The organism is Kocuria sp. HMSC066H03 (genome assembly GCF_001812045.1).
Taxonomy (GTDB): Bacteria; Actinomycetota; Actinomycetes; order Actinomycetales; family Micrococcaceae; genus Kocuria; species Kocuria rhizophila.
The window spans coordinates 596990-616376 of sequence record NZ_KV807506.1; the positions used below are offsets into that span (position 1 = coordinate 596990).

General features: G+C 70.6%; 18 protein-coding genes and 2 tRNA genes. 12 read left to right on the forward strand and 8 right to left on the reverse strand.

Annotated elements, in window-relative coordinates; all coding sequences use genetic code 11:
• Positions 1-553 (reverse strand): TetR/AcrR family transcriptional regulator (locus HMPREF2833_RS06125; protein ID WP_047978547.1); only part of this gene is annotated, 553 nt, incomplete at its 3' end.
• Positions 554-610: 57 nt separating this feature from the next.
• Positions 611-1912 (reverse strand): mannose-6-phosphate isomerase, class I, encoded by a 1302-nt coding sequence (gene manA / locus HMPREF2833_RS06130; RefSeq protein WP_059280775.1) that lies wholly within the window; start codon positions 1910-1912, stop codon positions 611-613.
• 90 nt (positions 1913-2002) lie between these two features.
• Between manA and HMPREF2833_RS06135 the strand changes: the two genes are divergently transcribed.
• A complete protein-coding gene (locus tag HMPREF2833_RS06135; protein WP_047978548.1) occupies positions 2003-3412 on the forward strand; it encodes a phosphomannomutase/phosphoglucomutase in 1410 nt (469 codons plus the stop codon).
• A 94-nt stretch (positions 3413-3506) separates the two neighbouring features.
• Here the strand turns inward: HMPREF2833_RS06135 and HMPREF2833_RS06140 are convergent, their stop codons facing one another.
• The 3 genes from HMPREF2833_RS06140 to HMPREF2833_RS06150 all read right to left on the reverse strand — a co-directional run bounded on the left by HMPREF2833_RS06140 (position 3507) and on the right by HMPREF2833_RS06150 (position 7286).
• A complete protein-coding gene (locus HMPREF2833_RS06140) occupies positions 3507-4691 on the reverse strand; it encodes a globin domain-containing protein (RefSeq protein ID WP_047978549.1) in 1185 nt (394 codons plus the stop codon).
• Positions 4692-4814: 123 nt separating this feature from the next.
• Entirely contained in the window at positions 4815-5306 is a 492-nt protein-coding gene (locus HMPREF2833_RS06145) for an RrF2 family transcriptional regulator (protein ID WP_047978550.1), read from the reverse strand.
• A gap of 114 nt (positions 5307-5420) precedes the next feature.
• Positions 5421-7286: a phosphoenolpyruvate carboxykinase (GTP) gene (locus tag HMPREF2833_RS06150; RefSeq protein ID WP_047978551.1), complete on the reverse strand. Its 1866-nt coding sequence runs from the start codon at positions 7284-7286 to the stop codon at positions 5421-5423.
• A 273-nt stretch (positions 7287-7559) separates the two neighbouring features.
• Between HMPREF2833_RS06150 and HMPREF2833_RS06155 the strand changes: the two genes are divergently transcribed.
• Positions 7560-7632: transfer RNA gene (locus HMPREF2833_RS06155), tRNA-Arg, on the forward strand.
• A 26-nt stretch (positions 7633-7658) separates the two neighbouring features.
• A complete protein-coding gene (locus HMPREF2833_RS06160; RefSeq protein WP_070636983.1) occupies positions 7659-8825 on the forward strand; it encodes a GmrSD restriction endonuclease domain-containing protein in 1167 nt (388 codons plus the stop codon).
• A 141-nt stretch (positions 8826-8966) separates the two neighbouring features.
• On the opposite strand, the gene HMPREF2833_RS06165 is transcribed toward HMPREF2833_RS06160, so the two are convergent.
• The 3 genes from HMPREF2833_RS06165 to upp form a co-directional block, all read right to left on the reverse strand.
• Positions 8967-9488: a SixA phosphatase family protein gene (locus tag HMPREF2833_RS06165; protein WP_070636984.1), complete on the reverse strand. Its 522-nt coding sequence runs from the start codon at positions 9486-9488 to the stop codon at positions 8967-8969.
• A gap of 164 nt (positions 9489-9652) precedes the next feature.
• The gene (locus HMPREF2833_RS06170; protein WP_070636985.1) at positions 9653-10453 is read right to left on the reverse strand and encodes a winged helix-turn-helix domain-containing protein; all 801 of its coding nucleotides are present in this window, start codon (positions 10451-10453) and stop codon (positions 9653-9655) included.
• Between the two features lie 218 nt (positions 10454-10671).
• Positions 10672-11307 (reverse strand): uracil phosphoribosyltransferase, encoded by a 636-nt coding sequence (upp, locus tag HMPREF2833_RS06175; RefSeq protein ID WP_019309933.1) that lies wholly within the window; start codon positions 11305-11307, stop codon positions 10672-10674.
• 333 nt (positions 11308-11640) lie between these two features.
• Between upp and HMPREF2833_RS06180 the strand changes: the two genes are divergently transcribed.
• From HMPREF2833_RS06180 to HMPREF2833_RS06220, 9 genes are all read left to right on the forward strand, one after another.
• Positions 11641-12546: an ABC transporter ATP-binding protein gene (locus tag HMPREF2833_RS06180; protein ID WP_059281448.1), complete on the forward strand. Its 906-nt coding sequence runs from the start codon at positions 11641-11643 to the stop codon at positions 12544-12546.
• On the forward strand, positions 12543-13826 hold the full coding sequence (locus HMPREF2833_RS06185) for an ABC transporter permease (protein WP_059281447.1): 1284 nt from the start codon (positions 12543-12545) through the stop codon (positions 13824-13826). Before HMPREF2833_RS06180 ends, HMPREF2833_RS06185 begins: the two co-directional genes overlap by 4 nt.
• Before the next feature lie 51 nt (positions 13827-13877).
• Complete coding sequence (locus tag HMPREF2833_RS06190; RefSeq protein ID WP_059281446.1) at positions 13878-14573, forward strand: hypothetical protein; 696 nt, start codon at positions 13878-13880, stop codon at positions 14571-14573.
• A 5-nt stretch (positions 14574-14578) separates the two neighbouring features.
• Positions 14579-15055: a tRNA adenosine(34) deaminase TadA gene (tadA, locus tag HMPREF2833_RS06195; RefSeq protein ID WP_059281445.1), complete on the forward strand. Its 477-nt coding sequence runs from the start codon at positions 14579-14581 to the stop codon at positions 15053-15055.
• Between the two features lie 215 nt (positions 15056-15270).
• A tRNA-Ser gene (locus HMPREF2833_RS06200) sits at positions 15271-15360 on the forward strand.
• A gap of 158 nt (positions 15361-15518) precedes the next feature.
• Complete coding sequence (locus tag HMPREF2833_RS06205; RefSeq protein WP_059281444.1) at positions 15519-16571, forward strand: flavin reductase family protein; 1053 nt, start codon at positions 15519-15521, stop codon at positions 16569-16571.
• A gap of 70 nt (positions 16572-16641) precedes the next feature.
• Positions 16642-17754: a fatty acid desaturase family protein gene (locus HMPREF2833_RS06210; protein ID WP_070636986.1), complete on the forward strand. Its 1113-nt coding sequence runs from the start codon at positions 16642-16644 to the stop codon at positions 17752-17754.
• A 197-nt stretch (positions 17755-17951) separates the two neighbouring features.
• A complete protein-coding gene (locus HMPREF2833_RS06215; protein WP_070636987.1) occupies positions 17952-18773 on the forward strand; it encodes a thioesterase family protein in 822 nt (273 codons plus the stop codon).
• A gap of 279 nt (positions 18774-19052) precedes the next feature.
• Positions 19053-19379: a 2Fe-2S iron-sulfur cluster-binding protein gene (locus tag HMPREF2833_RS06220; RefSeq protein WP_019309925.1), complete on the forward strand. Its 327-nt coding sequence runs from the start codon at positions 19053-19055 to the stop codon at positions 19377-19379.
• Positions 19380-19387: the final 8 nt, after the last annotated feature.

A 19387-nucleotide genomic window follows, 5' to 3' on the forward strand; every position in this document is an offset into this window, starting at 1 on the left:
AGCTCACGGACGCGGCCAGACCAGAGGTCAGCTCCCGGACCAGGCCCTGCAGGTCGGCCTGGAGGTGCTGGACCAGGCTGTCGGAGATCACTCCCACGAGACCGTGGACGATGAAGCGGTCGCACTCGCCCTCGTCCCCGCCCGCGGCGGTCCCCCGCTGCTCGCGCACCTCCCGCAGCCCGGCGAGGGCGTGGTCCACCACCGCGTCACGCACCATGAAGCATCCCGGCCCGGACAGGACGGCCCGGTAGAAGGAGCGGAACTGCTCCACGTGCCGGGCGATGGGCGGCAGGACAGCGTCCCAGGGGCTGCGACCCTCTGCCCGGGCCGCCTCCGGCTCCAGGGGCACCTCGTGGAGCAGGGACTCGGTGGTGCTGCGCAGCACCTGGTCCCGGGATCCGAAGTTCTCGTACACGGCCTTGCGGCTCACCCCCGCGGCATCGGCGATCTCGGTCATCCCCACCTGCGCACCGCGGTCGGCCACCAGTGCCACTGTGGCCGCCACCACCGCTGCGCGGGTGCGTTCGATCCGCCGGTCCATCTGTTCTCCCATACATCGTCAAACCAGGGCCCAGCTATTCAACCCCTCGCGGCGAGGATGCGCGACAACCTAAAGGGTGAGATCGGGGTCCTCCGGTCGCCCGACGGTGACGGCCTCCACGAGGAACAGCTGACCGGTCCCCGTGGCCGTCACGGTGCACGGTCCACCCAGACGGATGAGCGACTCCCCCGCACCGGCGCGGGTTCCCGCTCCGGTCCGTGCGGCACCCCCCGCTCCCGGAGCTTCCTTCTCCGGGTCGACGACGCCGCCCGCACCGGTGCGCGCGGCGGCCGCCTCGCCCACCTCCAGGCGGTGGGCGTCCACCTCCAGGGAACCCTCGGTGACGAGCACCAGGCACGTGTCCGCGATCTCCCGCACGAGCGGCGTCTGCGGAGTGACGCGCGCGCTGAGCAGGGTGACGGCCGGGTCCCACAGGGGGTACCGCACGGCTCCGTCCTCCGCGGTGCGGGTCTCGAGCGGTGCCACGGGCTGCTGGGTCTCGGCCATGACCCGCAGCAGCTCGGGGACGTCCACGTGCTTGGAGGTGAGCCCGGCGCGCAGCACGTTGTCCGAGCAGCCCATGATCTCCACGGCCGTTCCGCTGAGGTAGGCGTGGACCTGCTGCGCGGGGGTGAACAGCGCCTGCCCCGGGCTGAGGTGCACCGCGTTCATGCACAGCGCCACGAGCAGCCCCCGGTCCTCCGGGTAGTGGTGGGTCAGCAGCCGGATGAGCCGGCGCGCGCGCTCGTTCGCGTCCTGCTCGGGGGACAGCGACACGGTCCCCTCTTGTGCGGACGCCGCCGTGTCGGGTGCGGGGGCGGCCGCGTTGACGCTCTCACGGACGGCGGCCGCGGCGGCGTCGTCGGAGAGCTCGAGCGCGTGGCGCAGCGGACAGGGGGAGGCGGCCGCCGTGGCGAGCCACGAGAGGCCGAGGTCCTCGGCCACGGCCGAGAGCTGGGCTCGGCTCTGCTGGCCCGCGAGCAGCCACATGTCCGTGAGTGCCACCACGGTCTCGGGCTTGGCGTGGGGGTCCTTGTAGTTGCGGTGGGGGGCGTCCAGGGCGATGCCCGCGGCGTTCTCCCGCTCGAACCCCTCCCGGGCCTGGTCGGACGTGGGGTGGACCTGGATGGACAGGGGCGCGTCGATGGCCAGGATCTTGAGCAGGAACGGCAGGTGGGGGGCCAGCTCGTCGAGCCCGCGCTGCTGCCCGTCCACACTCACACGGGACGGCGCACTGGCGTGCGCGCCCATCCACAGCTCCGCCTCGGGCTGCTCGGTGGGTCCGGGGCGGCCCTGCATCTCGGCGAGCACCGAGCAGGACCCCCAGGCGTAGTGCTGGATCGGGTTGCTCATCCTCAGGAACTCGGCCATGGCTCTCATGTAACCACAGCGGCCCACGGATGCCGTGGCACCGCGGATCGGCCCGTGGACGCTCACGGGGCTCCCGTAGAATCGTGCACCGTGACCACAGACCTTTCCTCATCATTCAAGGCCTACGACGTGCGCGGCATCGTGGGCGAGAGCATCACCGCCGAGAGCGTGCGGGCCACCGGCGCGGCCTTCGTGGACGTCCTGGGCCTGACCGGCTCCTCCGTGGTGGTGGGCGGGGACATGCGTCCCTCCTCCCCGGAGTTCATCGAGGCCTTCGCGGACGGCGCCACGCGGCGCGGGGCGGACGTCACGGTGATCGGCAGCATCTCCACGGACGAGCTGTACTTCGCGTGCGGCACCCTGGACTGCGCGGGCGCCACGTTCACCGCGAGCCACAACCCCGCCCAGTACAACGGCATCAAGATGGCGAAGGCGGGCGCGGTGCCCGTGTCCTCGGACACCGGGCTCTACGAGATCCGGGACACCGCCCAGGGCTTCCTGGACGCCGGGGAGATCCCCGCGGCCGAGCGCCGCGGCCAGGTGACGCGCCGGGACGTGCTGGGCGACTACGCCCACTACCTGCGCTCGCTCGTGGACCTGAGCGGCATCCGCCCCCTGAAGGTCGTGGTGGACGCCGGCAACGGCATGGCCGGTCTCACCACCCCCGCCGTTCTGGGGGATGCCCTGCTGGACGCGCTGCCGCTGGAGATCGTGCCCCTGTACTTCGAGCTGGACGGCACGTTCCCCAACCACCCGGCCAACCCGCTGGAGCCCGCCAACCTGGTGGACCTGCAGAAGGCCGTGCGGGAGCACGGCGCCGACATCGGCCTCGCGTTCGACGGGGATGCCGATCGCTGCTTCGTGGTGGACCAGGACGGCGAGCCGGTCTCCCCCTCCGCCGTGGCCGCGATCGTGGCCGAGCGCGAGATCGCCCGGGCCCGGGCCGCGGGCGAGGAGCAGCCCGCGGTGATCCACAACCTCATCACCTCGAAGGCCGTGCCCGAGCTGATCGAGGCGAACGGCGGCCGCGCCGTGCGGACCCGTGTGGGCCACTCGTTCATCAAGGCCGTGATGGCCTCCGAGCACGCGGTCTTCGGCGGTGAGCACTCCGCGCACTACTACTTCAAGGACTTCTTCAACGCGGACACCGGGATGCTCGCGGCCATGCACGTCCTGGCGGCCCTGGGCGAGCAGGACGGCACGCTCAGCGACCTCATGGACCGCTACGACCCCTACGTGGCCTCCGGCGAGATCAACTCCGAGATCGAGGACAAGGCCGCCGCGGTAGACCGCGTGCGCGCGCACTTCGCCTCGACCGATCCCGCGGTCACGGTCGAGGACATGGACGGCACCACGTTCACGCACCCCACCCAGGGCTGGTGGTTCAACCTGCGCCCCTCCAACACCGAGCCCTTCCTGCGGCTCAACGTGGAGGCCCCGGACACCGCCGCCATGGAGGCCGTCCGGGACACCGTCCTGGGCATCGTGCGCCAGGGCTGAGCGCCCCCGGACACCGCCCGCCCCGCCCCACCGCGGGTACGACGACGCCGCGCAGCCCACTGGGCCGCGCGGCGTCGTCGAATGCGCTGCAGGATCAGGCGGCGGCGCGTGCCTCGTCGTGCAGCATCCACAGGTCCGGGCCGAAGATCTCGTAGTGGACCGCCCGGCCGGGCACGCCGGAGTCGATCACCTGGGACCGCACGGACTGCATGAACGGGAGCGGGCCGCACATGAAGACCTCGGCGCCGGTGGGGATCTCCACCTGGGTGACGTCCATCCGCCCCTCGTGGTCCCCTTCCCCCGGGGTGCCGAGCCACGAGACCAGGCGCGCGTTCGGAAGCTGGGAGACGTACTCCCGGACCTGCTCCCGGCACGGCCACGCCGCCTCGGAGCGGTCCGCGTGCAGCACCAGCACCTCCCGCTCGGGGTCCTCGCGCACGAGCTGCTCCAGGAAGGCCAGCACGGGGGTGACTCCGATCCCCGCCGAGACCAGCACCAGCGGCGCGCGGGAGTCCGGGTCCAGGACCACGTCCCCGTAGGGGTTGGAGACCTCCAGCACGTCCCCCACGGCGACGTCCCGGTGCAGCACCGGGGTGACCTCCCCCTGCGGGTCCTCGCGCACGACCACCCGGCGGTGCCCGGGCTCACTGGGAACCAGCGTGAACTGGCGGGGCTGGCGCAGCCCGTCCGGAACGGTGACCTGGACGGACACGTACTGGCCCGCAACGGCCGGGGTCATGGGCGTGCCGTCCGCGGGCTCCAGGTCGAACGCGAGCACCCCGTCCGCGACCTCGTCCTTGGAGACCACCCGGTAGGGCGCGAACATCACGTCGTTCGCCTGCGAGGCGTAGAGGCCCTTCTCCAGCTTGATGAGGGCGTCCGCCATGAGCCAGTAGACCTCGTCCCACGCTGCGACCACCTCGGGCGTGGCCGCGTCCCCGAGGTCAGCGGCGATGGCCTTGAACAGGTGCTCGTGGACGGTGGGGTACTCCTCGGGCTTCAGGCCCAGCGAGGCGTGCTTGTGCGCCACGCGGGAGAGCACCTCGTCCGGGTAGGAGTCCGGGTGGTTCAGCAGGTGGGAGGCGAACATGGCGATGGATCCCGCGAGCGCCTGCGGCTGGGTGCCGTTCTTCTGGTTCGCCCTGCTGAACATCCCGTCCAGCAGGTCCGGGCGGGCCTCGAACATCGACCGGTAGAACTCCGGGGTGATGTGCGGGATCCGTTCGGCGACGACGCCCAGGGTCTGGGCGATGACCGGGCGGGACTTCTCGGACAGCATGGCGGTTTCCTCTCGTCGTGACCTGACGAGACTAATTTAGCATTCCATATGCTATTTATTGCGGGGGCGGTGCCCCCAGCCGTGTGCCCCGGCCGCGCGCACACCGCCCCGCAGGAGCGGACTTCACGAGCTCACGGATCCCTCGTGGTGCACAGGGCCCTCCCGTATGCCGGGCGGACGCAGTCCCAGCTCCACCGCGATGGGGCCCACCTGTCGCGGGTTCACCAGATCCGCGATGCGTACGGCGTCCAGCTCGCGGTAGAAGGCCTCCCTCGCGCCCGCGAGCGCGCTGCGCAGCCGGCACCCGTGGTTGAGCGGGCAGGCCGTCTCGTCCGCCTCGCACTCGACGATCGCGGTGTCCGCCTCCAGCACGCGCAGCACCTGTCCCACGCTCGCGGCGCGCCCCTCGTCGGTGAGCACGACTCCCCCGGCCCGCCCGCGCTGGGAACGCAGCAGGCCCATCCCGCGGAGTCTCGCCACGGTCTTGGCCACGTGGTGGTACGGGGCGCCCACGCCCTCGGCGATGCGCTGTGTGGACAGCCGGGTGCCGTCCGGCAGCCCGGCCATGAGCAGCAGCACCCGCAGGGCGATGTCGGAGAAGGCCGTGAGCCGCATCGTCGTCCTTTCCTCAGGGACCCGTCCGTCGGTGGACACGAGCACGCCGCGCGGTCGGATCGGCCGCGCGGCGTGCTCGTGCAGGGGTGGGCTCCGGCGGGCGCCGGTCCCGCATCAGCTGTTCTTCAGGCGCTCCTCCAGGCCGGCGCGCTGCTCGAGGATGACCTCGGGGACGTCGCGCAGGCGGGCGAACCACTCGTCGATGCCGGGCAGCTCCGCGAGCCACTCGTCCTTGTCCACGCGCAGGGCGGCGTCGAGCTCCTCGTCCGAGATGTCCAGGCCGGTGAGGTCCAGGTCCTCCTTGCGGGGCAGGATGCCCACGGGGGTCTCCTGACCGCCCGCGGTGCCCTTGAGGCGCTCCACGATCCACTTGACCACGCGGGAGTTCTCACCGAAGCCGGGCCACGCGAAGCCGCCGTCCGGGGTGCGGCGGAACCAGTTCACGTAGTAGATCCGCGGCATGTTCTCCTCACCCATGCGGGCGCCGGTGTCCAGCCAGTGCTCCAGGTAGTCGTTGGCGTTGTAGCCGATGAACGGGAGCATGGCCATGGGGTCGCGACGGACCACACCCACCGCGCCCTTGGCGGCGGCGGTGGTCTCGGAGGACAGCGTGGCACCCTGGAACACGCCGTGCTCCCAGCCGAAGGACTCGGACACCAGGGGCACCGTGGTCTTGCGGCGGCCACCGAAGATGATCGCGGACAGCGGCACGCCCTCGGGGTCGTCGTACTCGGGCGCGAGCATGTCCACCTGCTTGATGGGCGTGCAGAACCGGGAGTTCGGGTGCGCGGCGGGGCGCCCGGCGTCCGGGGTCCAGTCGTTGCCCTTCCAGTCCGTGAGGTGCTCGGGGACCTCGTCGGTCATGCCCTCCCACCACACGCCGCCGTCGTCCGTGAGGGCCACGTTGGTGAAGATGGTGTTGCCGCGGGCGATCGCGTGCATGGCGTTCGGGTTGGTGGACCAGCCGGTTCCCGGCGCCACACCGAACAGCCCGGCCTCGGGGTTGACCACGCGCGGGGTGCGGTCCTTGCCGAAGCGGATCCAGGCGATGTCGTCACCCACCATCTCGGCCTTCCACCCGGGCACGGTGGGCTCGAGCATGGCGAAGTTGGTCTTGCCGCACGCGGACGGGAAGGCCGCGGCGATGAAGCGGGAGTCGCCCTCGGGGTCGGTGACCTTGAGGATGAGCATGTGCTCGGCCAGCCAGCCCTCGTCGTGGGCGATCGCGGAGGCGATGCGCAGCGCGTAGCACTTCTTGCCCAGCAGGGCGTTGCCGCCGTAGCCGGAGCCGAAGGACCAGATGGCGCGGTCCTCGGGGAACTGCACGATGTACTTGGCGGGGTTGCAGGGCCAGGGCACGTCCTGCTCGCCCGGAGCCAACGGGGCGCCGAGGGAGTGGACGCACTCCACGAACGGAGCCTTGTCCCGGGACATCTTGTCCAGGACCTCGCTGCCGATCGTGGCCATGATGCGCATGGAGCACACCACGTAGGGGGAGTCCGAGATCTCCACGCCGTACTGGGGCTTCTGCGCGTCCAGGGAGCCCATCACGAACGGGATCACGTACATGGTGCGCCCGCGCATGGCACCGGAGAAGCGCTTGTTCAGCGTCTCCTTCATGACCTGCGGGTCCTCCCAGTTGTTGGTGGGGCCCGCTCCCTTCTGGGTCTTGGTGCAGATGAAGGTGCGCTCCTCCACACGCGCCACGTCCTCGGGATCCGAGAACGCCGCGAAGGAGTTGGGGAACTTCTCCTCGGACAGCCGCACCAGGGTGCCCGCCTCGACCATCTGGTCAGTCAGCTGCGTCCACTCGGCGTCCGAGCCGTCGGCCCAGTGGATGCGGTCGGGCTGCGCCAGCTCCGCGATCTCCCGCACCCAGTCCACCAGCCCGCGGTAGTCCGTGGGGGGATTCTCCAGCGACTGCCGGACCTCCTGGTTGAGTTCCGTGGTCCCGATGCTTGCCGTGCTGTTGTCAGCCATTGACATGTCTCCTCGTTGAGGCCGTCGTGCGTGCCGCGCCCCCTGGGGCCTGACCCTTCCGGTCCGAGCTCTCCACGTCGCTGTGGGGCGGCGCCGGGGTCCAGGCTCTCCTGGGTGGCACAGGGGTGTGGGCCGAGTCTATCGCGGGGAGGCCGCGCGCCGTCCCCCATGACGGCGCGGTGTGCCCCCGGGCCGCCCGTTCCACGATTTGTCCCCAGGGGCCCTCGGGTGTAAGTTATTACCCGTTGCGCAGCCCGTGGTTGCGAAACAGAGGCGCCCGTAGCTCAACGGATAGAGCATCTGACTACGGATCAGAAGGTTGGGGGTTCGAATCCCTCCGGGCGCACTCCCTCAGAACCCCGCATCCCCCGGATGCGGGGTTCTTGCGTTGAACGCCGCCCCCGCGGCACCGGCAGGATCGAGATCCCCCTGACTTCCCCCCGCACCTCCCCCACCGCACGGTTCGCCCTCGCCGCCTCCGCCCTCGTCCTGGCCCTCACCGGGTGCGGCACGCCGGGCGCTCCGACACCGTCTGCGTCCTCCACAGGCTCCGGCACCGCGCGGAGCACGACGACGCCGCCGGCCCCCTCCACCACGCCCGCCGCCCCTGCGAGCCGCACCGGGGCGCCCGGGCCGAGCGCGGCGTCGTCGTCCGCCGGGGAGCACCGCGCCGAGGACCGCACGCGCGATGCCGCGCCCGGCACGGCGCTGGCGGCGCTGGACGAGATACCAGTGAAGGGCCGCGCCCCCAAGACCGGCTACTCCCGGGACGAGTTCGGACCGCGCTGGGCGGACACGGACCACAATGGCTGCGACACCCGCAACGACGTGCTGCGCCGGGACCTCACGGGGATCGACGTGAAGCCCGGGACGCACGGCTGCACGGTCGCGGCCGGTTCCCTGCTGAGCCCGTACACCGGGGTGGCCACGGCCTTCACGGCGGGGCAGGACACCAGCTCCGAGGTGCAGATCGACCACGTGGTCGCGCTCTCCGACGCGTGGCAGAAGGGCGCCCAGCAGCTCGACGCCGCCCGGCGCACCGAGCTCGCCAACGACCCCCTCAACCTGCTGGCCGTGGACGGCCCCAGCAACAACCGCAAGTCGGACGGGGACGCCGCCACCTGGCTGCCGCCTGCCACGGGTGAGCGCTGCGAGTACGTGGCCACGCAGATCGCGGTGAAGAAGAACTACGAGCTGTGGGTCACGGACGCGGAGAAGAACGCGATGGTCCGGGTGCTGGAGGCCTGCCCCGGCCAGCAGCTGCCGCGTGCGCGCCAGTGGCCGGCGCCCGTGGACGAGCCCGTGGACGAGCCCGTCGCGGAGGTTCCTGCCCAGCCCGCGGCCCCCGCGCAGCCGGCACCACCCGCCGCACCGGCACCCGGGGCACCACCCGCCAACGCCCCCTCCGGGGACCTCTACTTCTCCCGGTGCGTGGACGCGCGCGCCGCCGGGATGGCACCCCTGTACGCGGGCTCCCCCGGGTACCGCACCGGTCTGGACGGGGACGGGGACGGTGTGGCCTGCGAGGCCAGGCACTGACCCGGGACGGCCCGGGTGCCCGGCGATGGTGTCGCGGCGCGGGACCCCCGAAGCGCAGGCCCAGGGGTGCCGCCCGTGGCACAGATCGTCATTCCGCCGCCGGGCCGTGGAGCAACGCGCACAGTGAGCGCGCCGGCCCCCTCACACCCGCGGGGCGTGGAACCGCGTGAGCCGGGCGTCGGCACCGTCGAGCAGGGCCCAGTCCCCGGCAACCTCCAGCACCGCCGTTCCCGCGGTGGGGAACCCCGCGGCGGCGTCCATCATGGCGTCCTGGTCCGAGTCCCGTGAGGCCAGGCGCAGCACGGCGTCCAGGACACCGGGCATGTGCGCGACCACCAGCAGGGTGCGCACGGATTCCGGCACGTGGTTGACCGCGGCCAGCAGCTGCGCGTCCGAACCGTTGTACAGCGAGTCCCACAGCTGCGGGGTGGGGGCCCTCTCCCCGAGCTCGTGGCACACCCACGTGACCGTCTGTCGGGTACGCAGGGCCGGCGAGACCAGGATCATCTCGGGCGGTGCGTTCTCCGCCAGCCACGCACCCGCCGCCGCGGCCTCCCGCGCTCCGCGGGGCACGAGCGGACGGTCGTGGTCCGGCACGTCCCGCGGGAAGTCGGCTTCCCCGTGGCGCATGATCACCAGCTGCTTGAGGTCGTGGCGCGTCATGCGTGCCAGTCTGTCACGGGCCGCTCACCCCGGCTGGCGACGCCACCGGGCACCGTTGCGGGCGGCGTCGTGCGCGGCGCGCGGCATGGGCAGTGGCGTCCTGAGTGCGCACAGTGGTTGCACCGGCGGGGCGTGGAGTCTCGGCCGGATGAGCCGGAAGGCCGTCAGATGGAGTACTCGGGGGCGGCCCACACGACCACTTCGGGGTGGTCGTAGAACCGGTAGCCCTGCCCGCGCACGGTGCGCACCGTGTTGGCCAGGCGTCCCAGCTTGGAGCGCAGCCGCCGGACGTGGACGTCGATCGTGCGTTCGGAGGGGATCTCCTCGGCATCCCCCCAGAGGCTGTCGAGCAACTCGGTGCGGCCCACGGTGCGGGTGCCGTTCTCCACCAGGTAGTTGAGCAGCTCGAACTCGCGGTGGGTGAGGTTCAGCAGGTCCCCGTCCAGGAACACCTCGCGGCGGGACAGGTCGATCAGCACGCCCACGCGCTGGTGGTCGATGCGACTGCCGGCACCGCAGGCCGGCAGCGGGGTCAGGGGCTCGATGACCGGGTCCGTGAAGGTGGGGTCCCCCAGTGCGCTGCGCACGACCTCCAAGTCCGTGCCCTCGGCGTTCACCGGGGCGAGGGCCACGGCCGCGTAGGAGTCGGACTCGGGAACCGTGGAGCGGATGTGCTGGCGGATCTCCTGCACCAGCTGGACCAGGTTGATGCCGCGGTCCGCCGCGGCCTGCTCGTCCACGCCCACGTAGAGCACGAAGCCCCGGGCCTCCGTGGGCTGCTGCTCGAGCACCGCCTGCGCCTCGGGGCGGGCCTGGGGCGCGAAGTCCGCGGCCACGGAGCGCAGGTGCCGGTGGTCCTCCGACCCGATCGGGGCGCGATGGGTTCCACGAGTGCGCGCGGCGGGCTGGGCGCCGGGCACACGGTGCCGCTGCGAGATGTGGACGTAACCCGGTGCGCCTGACATTCCAACCCCTGCCTCGTTGAGCCCCGTTCCCGTGAATTCACTGGAAAACGGCGTTATCGTCCATGTTCGGCGACACACGACTCCACTGGCAAGTAATATACGCGCGATTTTCTCGCATCGTGAGATGGGACACGCCCCCGGTTACTCCCCGTGGAAAACTGCTTGCTTTTCCCGCCCGGATGGGGTCGGACGTCCCGCGAGTGGAGAACTGGGTGGGCTCAGTCCACCACGCCGTACAGCCGGTCCCCGGCGTCCCCCAGGCCCGGGACAATGTACGCGTTCTCGTCCAGCCGCTCGTCCACGGACGCGAGAACCACGTTGACCTGGCTGTCCCCGAGCTCGCGCTCCAGACGCTCCAGCCCCTCGGGCGCGGCCAGCAGGCACACGCACGTGATCTCCTCCGCGCCGCGGCGGTAGAGGAACTTGATGGCCTCGCTCAGGGTGCCACCCGTGGCGAGCATGGGGTCCAGCACGTACACCTGGCGGCCCGTGAGGTCGTCCGGCAGCCGCTCGGCGTAGGTGATGATGTCCAGGGTGGTGTCGTCCCGGGCCATGCCCAGGAAGCCGACCTCAGCCGTGGGGACCAGGCGGGTCATGCCCTCGAGCATCCCCAGGCCCGCGCGCAGGATCGGCACCACCAGCGGACGCGGCCGGCTCAGAGCGGTGCCCTGCGTCTCGGCCACCGGGGTCTGGATGGTCTTCGGCTCCACGCGCACCTCGCGGGTGGCCTCGTAGGCCAGCAGCGTGACCAGCTCCTCCACCAGCTGGCGGAACACGGGGGAGGACGTGTCCTTCTCACGCAACACGCTCAGCTTGTGGGCGACCAACGGGTGATCCAAGACGGTGACTCGCATACCCAGAATCTAGCAGTCGCGCCCCGCGGACGGGGTTGCGGGGCCACTCCGAGCACCTGAACCACGCCGCGGCGCCCCTCCCGTCGCGCCGCACCGGGACACCTGCCGCGGTGCCGGCCCGAGTCGTCGACCGGAGGTGGCGGCCGGAGGCGCTGGCCCGGGGGTTCACCGGACACCACCTGCGCCGTGGACCCCGCCGGCGGGGCGTCACGATGTCGTCACGGGCCCACCCTCCTCCGCCGGTGCCGGGAGGCCGTGCTCTATTCTCGGGGGGAACACAGTGTGACTTCACAGACATCCCGTGCACGGCAACCCTCGGAAGGGGCACCACACATGGCGGCTCCCGTTCTCGAAACGGAGAACCTGGTCAAGATCTACGGCAGGGGCGACACCAGGTTCGACGCCCTCAAGGGCATCAACCTGGAGATCGGCAAGGGCGAGTCGGTGGCCGTGGTGGGCAAGTCCGGTTCGGGCAAGTCCACCCTCATGCACCTGCTGGCCCTGCTGGACGGCCCCACGCACGGCGTGGTGGCGCTGGAGGGCAGGCCCACGGGCGATCTCAGCGCCAAGGAGCTCAACGAGCTGCGCAACTCCGCGTTCGGCTTCGTGTTCCAGCAGTTCTTCCTGACCCCCAACCAGAGCGTGCTGGAGAACGTCACGCTGCCGCTGAAGATCGCCGGTGTCCCGGCATCCGAGCGCAAGCGCCGGGGACTGGAGGCGCTCGAGCAGCTGGAGATGGCGGACAAGGCGGACAACAAGGCCACCGATCTCTCCGGCGGCCAGAAGCAGCGCGTGGTGATCGCGCGCGCTCTGATCAACAACCCGTCCGTGATCTTCGCGGACGAGCCCACGGGCAACCTGGACTCCGCCACCTCCAAGGTGGTGGAGGACATCCTCTTCGGTCTCAACCGGGACCAGGGCATCACCCTGGTGGTCGTCACGCACGACGAGGACCTCGCCCAGCGCTGCTCGCGTCAGATCTACCTGGTGGACGGTGAGGTGGTGCCGAACCCCGGCAAGAACACGAGCGGCGTCGCCGAGCAGGACCGGGCGCAGGAGCACCCCTGGGCCCAGCAGCCCGCCGGGGTCCAGCAGGTCACGGAGCCCGCGACCGGCGCGATCGTGACCCTCACCGAGGACGACGCCGCCGAGATCGCCCGCGCCGCGCAGGAACCGTCGCGCCCCGGCAGGCACGCGGCCCCCACCAGCACCACCGACCAGCCAGGAGCCACCGCGTGAAATTCATCGATCTGCTGCGCACGGCGATCGGCAACACCTTCCGGTCCAAGGCGCGCACCGTCCTGACCGTGATCGCGATCTTCATCGGCTCGTTCACGCTCACCCTGACCTCGGGGATCGGCACCGGCGTCAACGACTACATCGACAAGACCGTGGCCGCGTTCGGCAACGAGAACGCCCTGTTCGTCCAGAAGGTCTCCGAGCAGTCCACCCCCGGCTCGAACGAGGAGGACGGACCCACCGAGTACAACCCCGACGAGGCCGACGTGCGGCTGGGCTTCGGCTCCGTCAGCGGGCTCACGGATTCGGACATCGACAAGATCGAGAAGATCGACGGCGTGGGTTCCGTGGACCCCATGTACCTGGTCACCCCCAAGTACCTGGAGTCCGCCGACGGCAAGAAGTTCAAGCTGAGCCTGGGCTCGCCCCCCGAGGCGGACGGGCTGCAGCTGGAGTCCGGTGAGGTTCCCGAGCGCGCCAAGGACGAGATCCTGCTCCCGGCCTCCTGGGTGGAGCCGCTGGGCCTGGGATCGAACCAGGACGCCGTGGGCAAGACCGTGAAGATCGCCATCGGCAACGCCGTGGACCAGGACAAGACGTTCACGGCGAAGGTCTCGGGCGTGTCCCAGGCATCCCTGGCCGGCTCCTCCGACAACCCCATCCCCTCTGCGGGCCTGAACAAGAAGCTGTACGACTACCAGGCCTCGGGCAGCCCGCGGAAGGTGCCGAACTCCTACTTCACCGCCACGGCCACCGTGGACGACATGTCCAAGGTGGGCTCCATCAAGTCCGCGCTCGCCGACGAGCAGATGCGGGGTCAGACCGTGGAGGACCAGCTGGGCATGTTCCGCGCGGTCATCAACGGCATCGTGTGGATCCTCAACTCCTTCGCGATCATCGCGCTGCTCGCCGCCGGCTTCGGCATCGTGAACACCCTGCTGATGTCCGTGCAGGAGCGCACCCGGGAGATCGGGCTCATGAAGGCGCTGGGCATGAGCGGCGGCAAGATCTTCGGGCTGTTCTCCCTGGAGGCGGTCTTCATCGGCTTCCTGGGTTCCGCCATCGGGGCGGCCGTGGCCGTGGCCGCCGGAAGCATCCTCAGCGGGGTGCTGTCCAACGGGTTGCTGTCCTCGCTGCCCGGACTGAGCCTGTTCCTGTTCAACCCCGTGAACATTGCCCTGATCATCCTCTCGGTCATGTTCATCGCCTTCCTGGCCGGCACCATCCCCGCCGTGCGGGCCGCCCGCCAGGATCCCATCACCGCCCTGCGCTACGAGTGACCCCCCACACCTGCACCACCACTCGCACCACCCGATGAAAGGACGGCAGTCATGAGCACCACTCCGAACGAACCGCAGAACCCGCAGTCCGGCGCCCTCGGACAGCCCGGCCCGGGACAGTCCGGCCAGCCCATGCCCTACGGCCAGGGCGCGGTCAACGGCGCACCGCAGGGTGGCCCCAACGGCCAGCCCTCCGATCAGCAGTACGGTCAGGCCGGCGGGAAGTACGGCACCGCGGAGTACAACCCCGGCCAGTACACCGGCACGATGGAGCGCCCCTCCACCGTGGACCGGTTGCTGAAGCTGACCCTGATCTCCCTGGGCATCTACGTGCTCAACGGCATCGTGGGTCTGATCGCCTCGGCGAACGTCGACTACCTGCAGTACTTCAAAGACAAGGGCCTGAGCACGGAGATGGCCACCAAGGCGGCTGACCAGGCCGCTGGTGTCGGAGGCACCGCAGGCACAGTGGTGGGTCTCGTCGTCACCGCGGCCCTCTACCTGCTGGTCTACACGTTCCTGAAGAAGGGCAAGAACTGGGCCCGCATCCTGGGCACGGTGTTCGCGGCCATCGCGATCCTCTCGTCCCTGTTCAGCGTGTTCGGTCTGGGCATCTACCCCGCGCCGTGGAACATCATCATCATCGTGCTGGTCGTCGCCAAGCTGATCGTGGACATCCTCTGGATCGTCACCGCGTACAAGGCGCCCACCTCGGCCTGGTTCAACCAGAACCGGGTCCAGCGCTGACCCTGATGTCTCTTCCGCACACCGCCAGGTCCATCCAGCTCGCGGGCTGGATGGACCTGGCGCTTTCCGAGGCGGCACTCACGGCGGGGTCCGGGGACGTGCCCATCGGCGCCGTCGTCCTGGACGCGGACGGCCGGGTCATCGGCACCGGCCGCAACCGTCGCGAGGAGTGCGGCGATCCCACCGCGCACGCGGAAGTGCTGGCCCTGCGCGAGGCGGCCGCACAGCGCGGTGAGTGGCGCTTGGAGGGATGCACCCTCGTCGTCACTCTGGAGCCGTGCGCCATGTGCGCCGGGGCCATCGTGCTGGCGCGCGTGCCCACCGTGGTGTTCGGCGCGTGGGACCCGAAGGCCGGGGCGTGCGGCTCGGTGTTCGACATCGTGCGGGACCCCCGCCTCAACCACTGGGTGGAGGTCACCGGGGGCGTCCGGGAGAGCGAGTGCGCCGCCCTGCTGCGCGAGTTCTTCCGCACCCACCGCTGAGCGCCGCTGACCGCTCCGCGGCACGACGCCGCCCCCGCGCGGCCTCGCCCCCGACCCTCCGGCGCCCCGGCATTCCGTAGCCAGCCCGCGCCAGCTCCCACCGCACCGGCCGATCCCCGCCTCACAGCCAGGCACCCCGACGCCGCCGCGGACCGTGCCAGCACACGGCTCCGGTTTGGAGGGGTTGCGTCCCGGCCTGTAAAGTGCTGGGAGCTGGTGACGTGTCCGAGCGGCCGAAGGTGCATCACTCGAAATGATGTTTGGTGTCAAAGCCAACGTGGGTTCAAATCCCACCGTCACCGCCACTGTCCCGATCAGGGACTTCGAGAACACCCCGAACCTCAGGTTCGGGGTGTTCTTCGTTGCAGGGGTGCGCCACGCCGCAGCGCCTCCAGGAAGCCCGAAGGATGAAAAGGGCCCGCAGGGATTGCCAGCCTGCTTATCAATCGGATAGAACTTGGGCATGGGCCGCTCCGGGATCGTGAGATTCCTCCACACAGCAGCCGGCATCCTGAGCTACCCCCAGGATCCGCGCTCTTTCGCACAACTCTTCGGCGCACTCTCGAGCGCCCACTACACGCGCGGGCGGATCACCCGCATCCACCGGGAGACGCCCGACACCGTGACCGCCTTCTTCACCGCCGGCGACGGCTGGATCCCGCACCGCGCGGGCCAGTGGGCGCGGATCGGCGTGGAGGTGGACGGGAAGCGGATCTGGCGCCCCTACTCCCTCAGCGCTCCCGAGCACGGCGACCCCTCGATCACCGTCAGGGCCCAGGGCACCGTGTCCGAGCACCTCGTCCACCGGGCCGCTCCCGGGGATGTGCTGTACCTGGAGCGCCCGGAGGGTCAGTTCATCCTCCCGGAGATGCCCACGGAGCTGCTCTTCATGGTGGCCGGTTCCGGCATCACCCCGGTGATGTCCATGCTGCGGACCCTCATGCCTCGCAGACCGGATCACGACGTGGTCCTGGTCTACGTGGCCAGGAACCGGGAGTCGTGCATCTTCCACGACGAGATCCTGGAGCTCGCCGACCAGTTCCCCGGCCTCCGCCCGGTCCTCTGGTTCACCGAGGAGCGCGGCAGGCTCGACGCCGCGGACCCGGGTGAGGTGGGCGCGCTGTGCCCCGACCACCGGGCGCGCGCGACGTACGCGTGCGGCCCAGACTCCTTCGTCACGGCCGTGGAGGCACTGGGGGAGGTTTCCGGCCACGCCCCCGTGGTGGAGAGGTTCGATGTGGCGCGCGCAGCCACCGGCGGGCGCCCGGGAGAGATCCGTCTCCAGCGCAGCGGCCTCACCGTGGCGGTGGGTGAGCGCGACACCATCCTGGAGGCCGCCGAACGCGCCGAGCACCCCTTGCCCCACGGCTGCCGGATGGGCATCTGCCACAGCTGCCTGATTCCCATGACGGACGGAGCGGTCACCAACATCCGCACCGGTGAGCTCCACCGGGAACCCGGGCCCATCCAGACCTGCGTGACGAGGCCCTCCCCCTACGCCGCATTCGACGCCTGACACCCACCACTCTCCCCTCTCCGCCGGTACCGATCCCTCCGGCCTGCACCCCTTGAACAAAGGAACCCCCATGACGCTCACCTCAGCCACCCCCACCCCGGACACCAGAACAGCGCCGCGTCCACCGGGTGATCCCCTGAATCTCACGCGGGCGGAACTCGACGACCTCGCGGCACAGCTCGACGCCGTGCGGGAGGACATCTTCTCCCAGCGCGGGCAGTCGGACGCGCGATACATCCGCCGTGTGGTGGCCCTGCAGCGCGGCCTGGAGCTGACGGGGCGCGCGTGCATGATCTTCTCCCGGCACAAGCCCCTGTGGTGGAGCGGCGTGGGCTGCCTGAGCGTGGGCAAGATCCTGGAGAACATGGAGATCGGGCACAACGTCCTGCACGGTCAGTGGGACTGGATGAACGACAAGGAGATCCACTCCACCACGTGGGAGTGGGACTTCGTGGCACCGTCCGTCGGCTGGCAGCGCACCCACAACGATCTCCACCACACCTGGACCAACGTGCTCGGCAAGGACCGGGACGTGGGGTACAACGTGCTGCGCATGGACCCGGACCAGCCGTGGCGGCCGGTGAACCTGCTCAATCCCGTGATCAACCTCCTCCTGGCCCCGGCTTTCGAGTGGGGGATCGCCATCTACGACGTGGAGCTGGACCAGTTCCGCGCCGGGACCAAGTCCGGCCGAGCCACCTGGGAGGACTTCAAGCGCGTGATGAAGAAGCTCGGGCGGCAGTCCGCGAAGGACTTCGTGGTCTCGCCCCTGCTGGCGTCCCTCACCGGGTCGGGGAAGGCGTCGATCAAGGGCTTCCTGGCGGCGAACGTGATCCGCAACATCTGGGCGCACGCGGTGATCTTCTGCGGCCACTTCCCGGACGGTGCAGAGACCTTCACGGAGGACGAGGTGGAGAACGAGTCGCGGGGGCACTGGTACCGGCGGCAGGCCATGGGATCCGCGAACATCGACGGCTCCCGCCTCATGCACTTCATGAGCGGCAACCTCTCCTTCCAGATCGAGCACCACCTGTTCCCGGACATGCCCTCCAACCGGCTGGCCCAGATCGCACCGCGCGTGCGGGAGATCTGCCAGCAGTACGGGATCCGCTACACCTCCGGTCCGCTGCCCCGCCAGGTGTTCCAGGCGTGGCGCAAGGTGTTCCGGCTCGCCCTGCCCTGATCCCGCCCGGTGTCCGTGGCAGGAGCTCGGCTCACCGAGAACTCCCGCGGGACAGGCGCGAGCTCGCACTACGCGCCGGTAGGCGTTCACACGGCCCTCCCCCTAGGGTGTAATCCGGCACACACTTTGGCCGTGGATGGGGGTGTCCCCTGGGATGCGCCGCGCGCCCACGGCCCGGACAGGAAGAGGATCAGCGCATGAGCGACGAGCAGCCCGTGGGCCACCTGGGCGTGAACGGCGAGGACACCCCGGACGCCCACTACATCCGCACCGGTGAGCACAGTTTCCGCACCACCGTGTTCACCCAGGGTGCATGGAGCCCCCAGGAGCAGCACATGGCGGCGTCCTCCGGGCTGCTGGTGCACGAGATCGAGCGCAACCACCCGCGCGAGGACATGATCCCGGTGCGCTTCTCGTTCGACATCCTGGGGTTCATCGCCGGCGGCGAGATCGAGGTGCACACCCGCGTGCTGCGCCCGGGCAAGACCATCGAGCTGGTGGAGGCCACCATGAGCAGCGGCGGGCGGGACTGCATCCGGCTGAGCATGTGGCGGCTGAAGACCTCGGACACCCAGGACGTGGCGGGCGGGGAGATCGAGCCGCTCACGCCGCTGGAGCAGTGCGAGGAGCTGAACATGTACGAGCAGTGGGGCGGCGGCTACATCGGCTCCCTCGAGGCCCGCGTGGCGCGCATGCCCCGCCCGGGCAGCGGCGCGGGCTGGCTGCGGATCAGCAAGGCCGTGGTGGAGGGCGAGGAGTCCTCCCCCACCGCCCAGTTCATCAGCGCGGTGGACGCCGCCAACGGCCTGGCGCCCCGCGTGGAGATCGGCCCGTGGGCGTTCCCCAACGTGGACCTCACCATCCACATGTTCCGCGCCCCGGTCTCCGCGTGGGTGGGCCTGGGCACCAACGTGGAGTTCGGCGGGGACGGCGTGGGCCTGACCCACTCGGAGCTCTTCGACGAGCAGGGCCCGATCGGCCGGGTGGCCCAGGCGCTGACCGTCCGCCGCATGGGCTGAAGCCCCGCTGCGCGAACGACGCCGCCCGCCCCGGCGGGTGCGGGCCGGTTCGGCAGTGCGGTCCAGGCCCCTGGCTGGCGCCCCCGGTGCGATGCACCCCCCCCGGCCGCGCCCCGAGCACCCCGGGCGGCACGGGTGGCACGGGCGGCACGGGACCCGCGTGCGGAAGCCGGCCGGGCGGCGTCGTGCGATGACGCGGGGTTTGACGGGCGCTCGTAGAATGGCGGCTGGTTCCCAGAACAATTCGGCCGGGGCGAGTGCCCCAGGAGGTCCAGGCGAGTGAGCAGCATCCAGATCAACGTGACCGACCGCGACGGTGTGCGCACCGAGGGTGTGGAGTGGAAGGACTTCGAGTCCCTCATGGAGTGCCTCACCCGCAACAAGTTCCCCATCCTGGCCACGTGCGGCGGCAACGCCTCGTGCTCCACGTGCCACTCGTACCTTGACCAGGAGACGTTCGTGAAGACGGGCGGCACCAACGAGGAGGAGGAAGACCTCCTGGAGATGCTGGACGACACCCGTCACGACAACTCCCGCCTGACCTGCCAGGTGGAGTGGTCCGAGGACCTGGACGGCGCGGAGATCGAGATCGCCCCGGAGTGGTGAGCGCCCAC

What these genes read in the sequence shown, in the direction of transcription:
- HMPREF2833_RS06145 (WP_047978550.1), bottom strand. Translation starts at nt 5,306, where the DNA reads ATGCGGCTCACGGCCTTCTCCGACATCGCCCTGCGGGTGCTGCTGCTC.
- HMPREF2833_RS06205 (WP_059281444.1), top strand. Translation starts at nt 15,519, where the DNA reads ATGGGCCGCTCCGGGATCGTGAGATTCCTCCACACAGCAGCCGGCATC.
- HMPREF2833_RS06150 (WP_047978551.1), bottom strand. Translation starts at nt 7,286, where the DNA reads ATGGCTGACAACAGCACGGCAAGCATCGGGACCACGGAACTCAACCAG.
- tadA (WP_059281445.1), top strand. Translation starts at nt 14,579, where the DNA reads ATGTCTCTTCCGCACACCGCCAGGTCCATCCAGCTCGCGGGCTGGATG.
- HMPREF2833_RS06165 (WP_070636984.1), bottom strand. Translation starts at nt 9,488, where the DNA reads ATGACGCGCCACGACCTCAAGCAGCTGGTGATCATGCGCCACGGGGAA.
- HMPREF2833_RS06140 (WP_047978549.1), bottom strand. Translation starts at nt 4,691, where the DNA reads ATGCTGTCCGAGAAGTCCCGCCCGGTCATCGCCCAGACCCTGGGCGTC.
- upp (WP_019309933.1), bottom strand. Translation starts at nt 11,307, where the DNA reads ATGCGAGTCACCGTCTTGGATCACCCGTTGGTCGCCCACAAGCTGAGC.
- HMPREF2833_RS06180 (WP_059281448.1), top strand. Translation starts at nt 11,641, where the DNA reads ATGGCGGCTCCCGTTCTCGAAACGGAGAACCTGGTCAAGATCTACGGC.
- HMPREF2833_RS06215 (WP_070636987.1), top strand. Translation starts at nt 17,952, where the DNA reads ATGAGCGACGAGCAGCCCGTGGGCCACCTGGGCGTGAACGGCGAGGAC.
- HMPREF2833_RS06160 (WP_070636983.1), top strand. Translation starts at nt 7,659, where the DNA reads ATGCGGGGTTCTTGCGTTGAACGCCGCCCCCGCGGCACCGGCAGGATC.
- manA (WP_059280775.1), bottom strand. Translation starts at nt 1,912, where the DNA reads ATGGCCGAGTTCCTGAGGATGAGCAACCCGATCCAGCACTACGCCTGG.
- HMPREF2833_RS06170 (WP_070636985.1), bottom strand. Translation starts at nt 10,453, where the DNA reads ATGTCAGGCGCACCGGGTTACGTCCACATCTCGCAGCGGCACCGTGTG.
- HMPREF2833_RS06210 (WP_070636986.1), top strand. Translation starts at nt 16,642, where the DNA reads ATGACGCTCACCTCAGCCACCCCCACCCCGGACACCAGAACAGCGCCG.
- HMPREF2833_RS06190 (WP_059281446.1), top strand. Translation starts at nt 13,878, where the DNA reads ATGAGCACCACTCCGAACGAACCGCAGAACCCGCAGTCCGGCGCCCTC.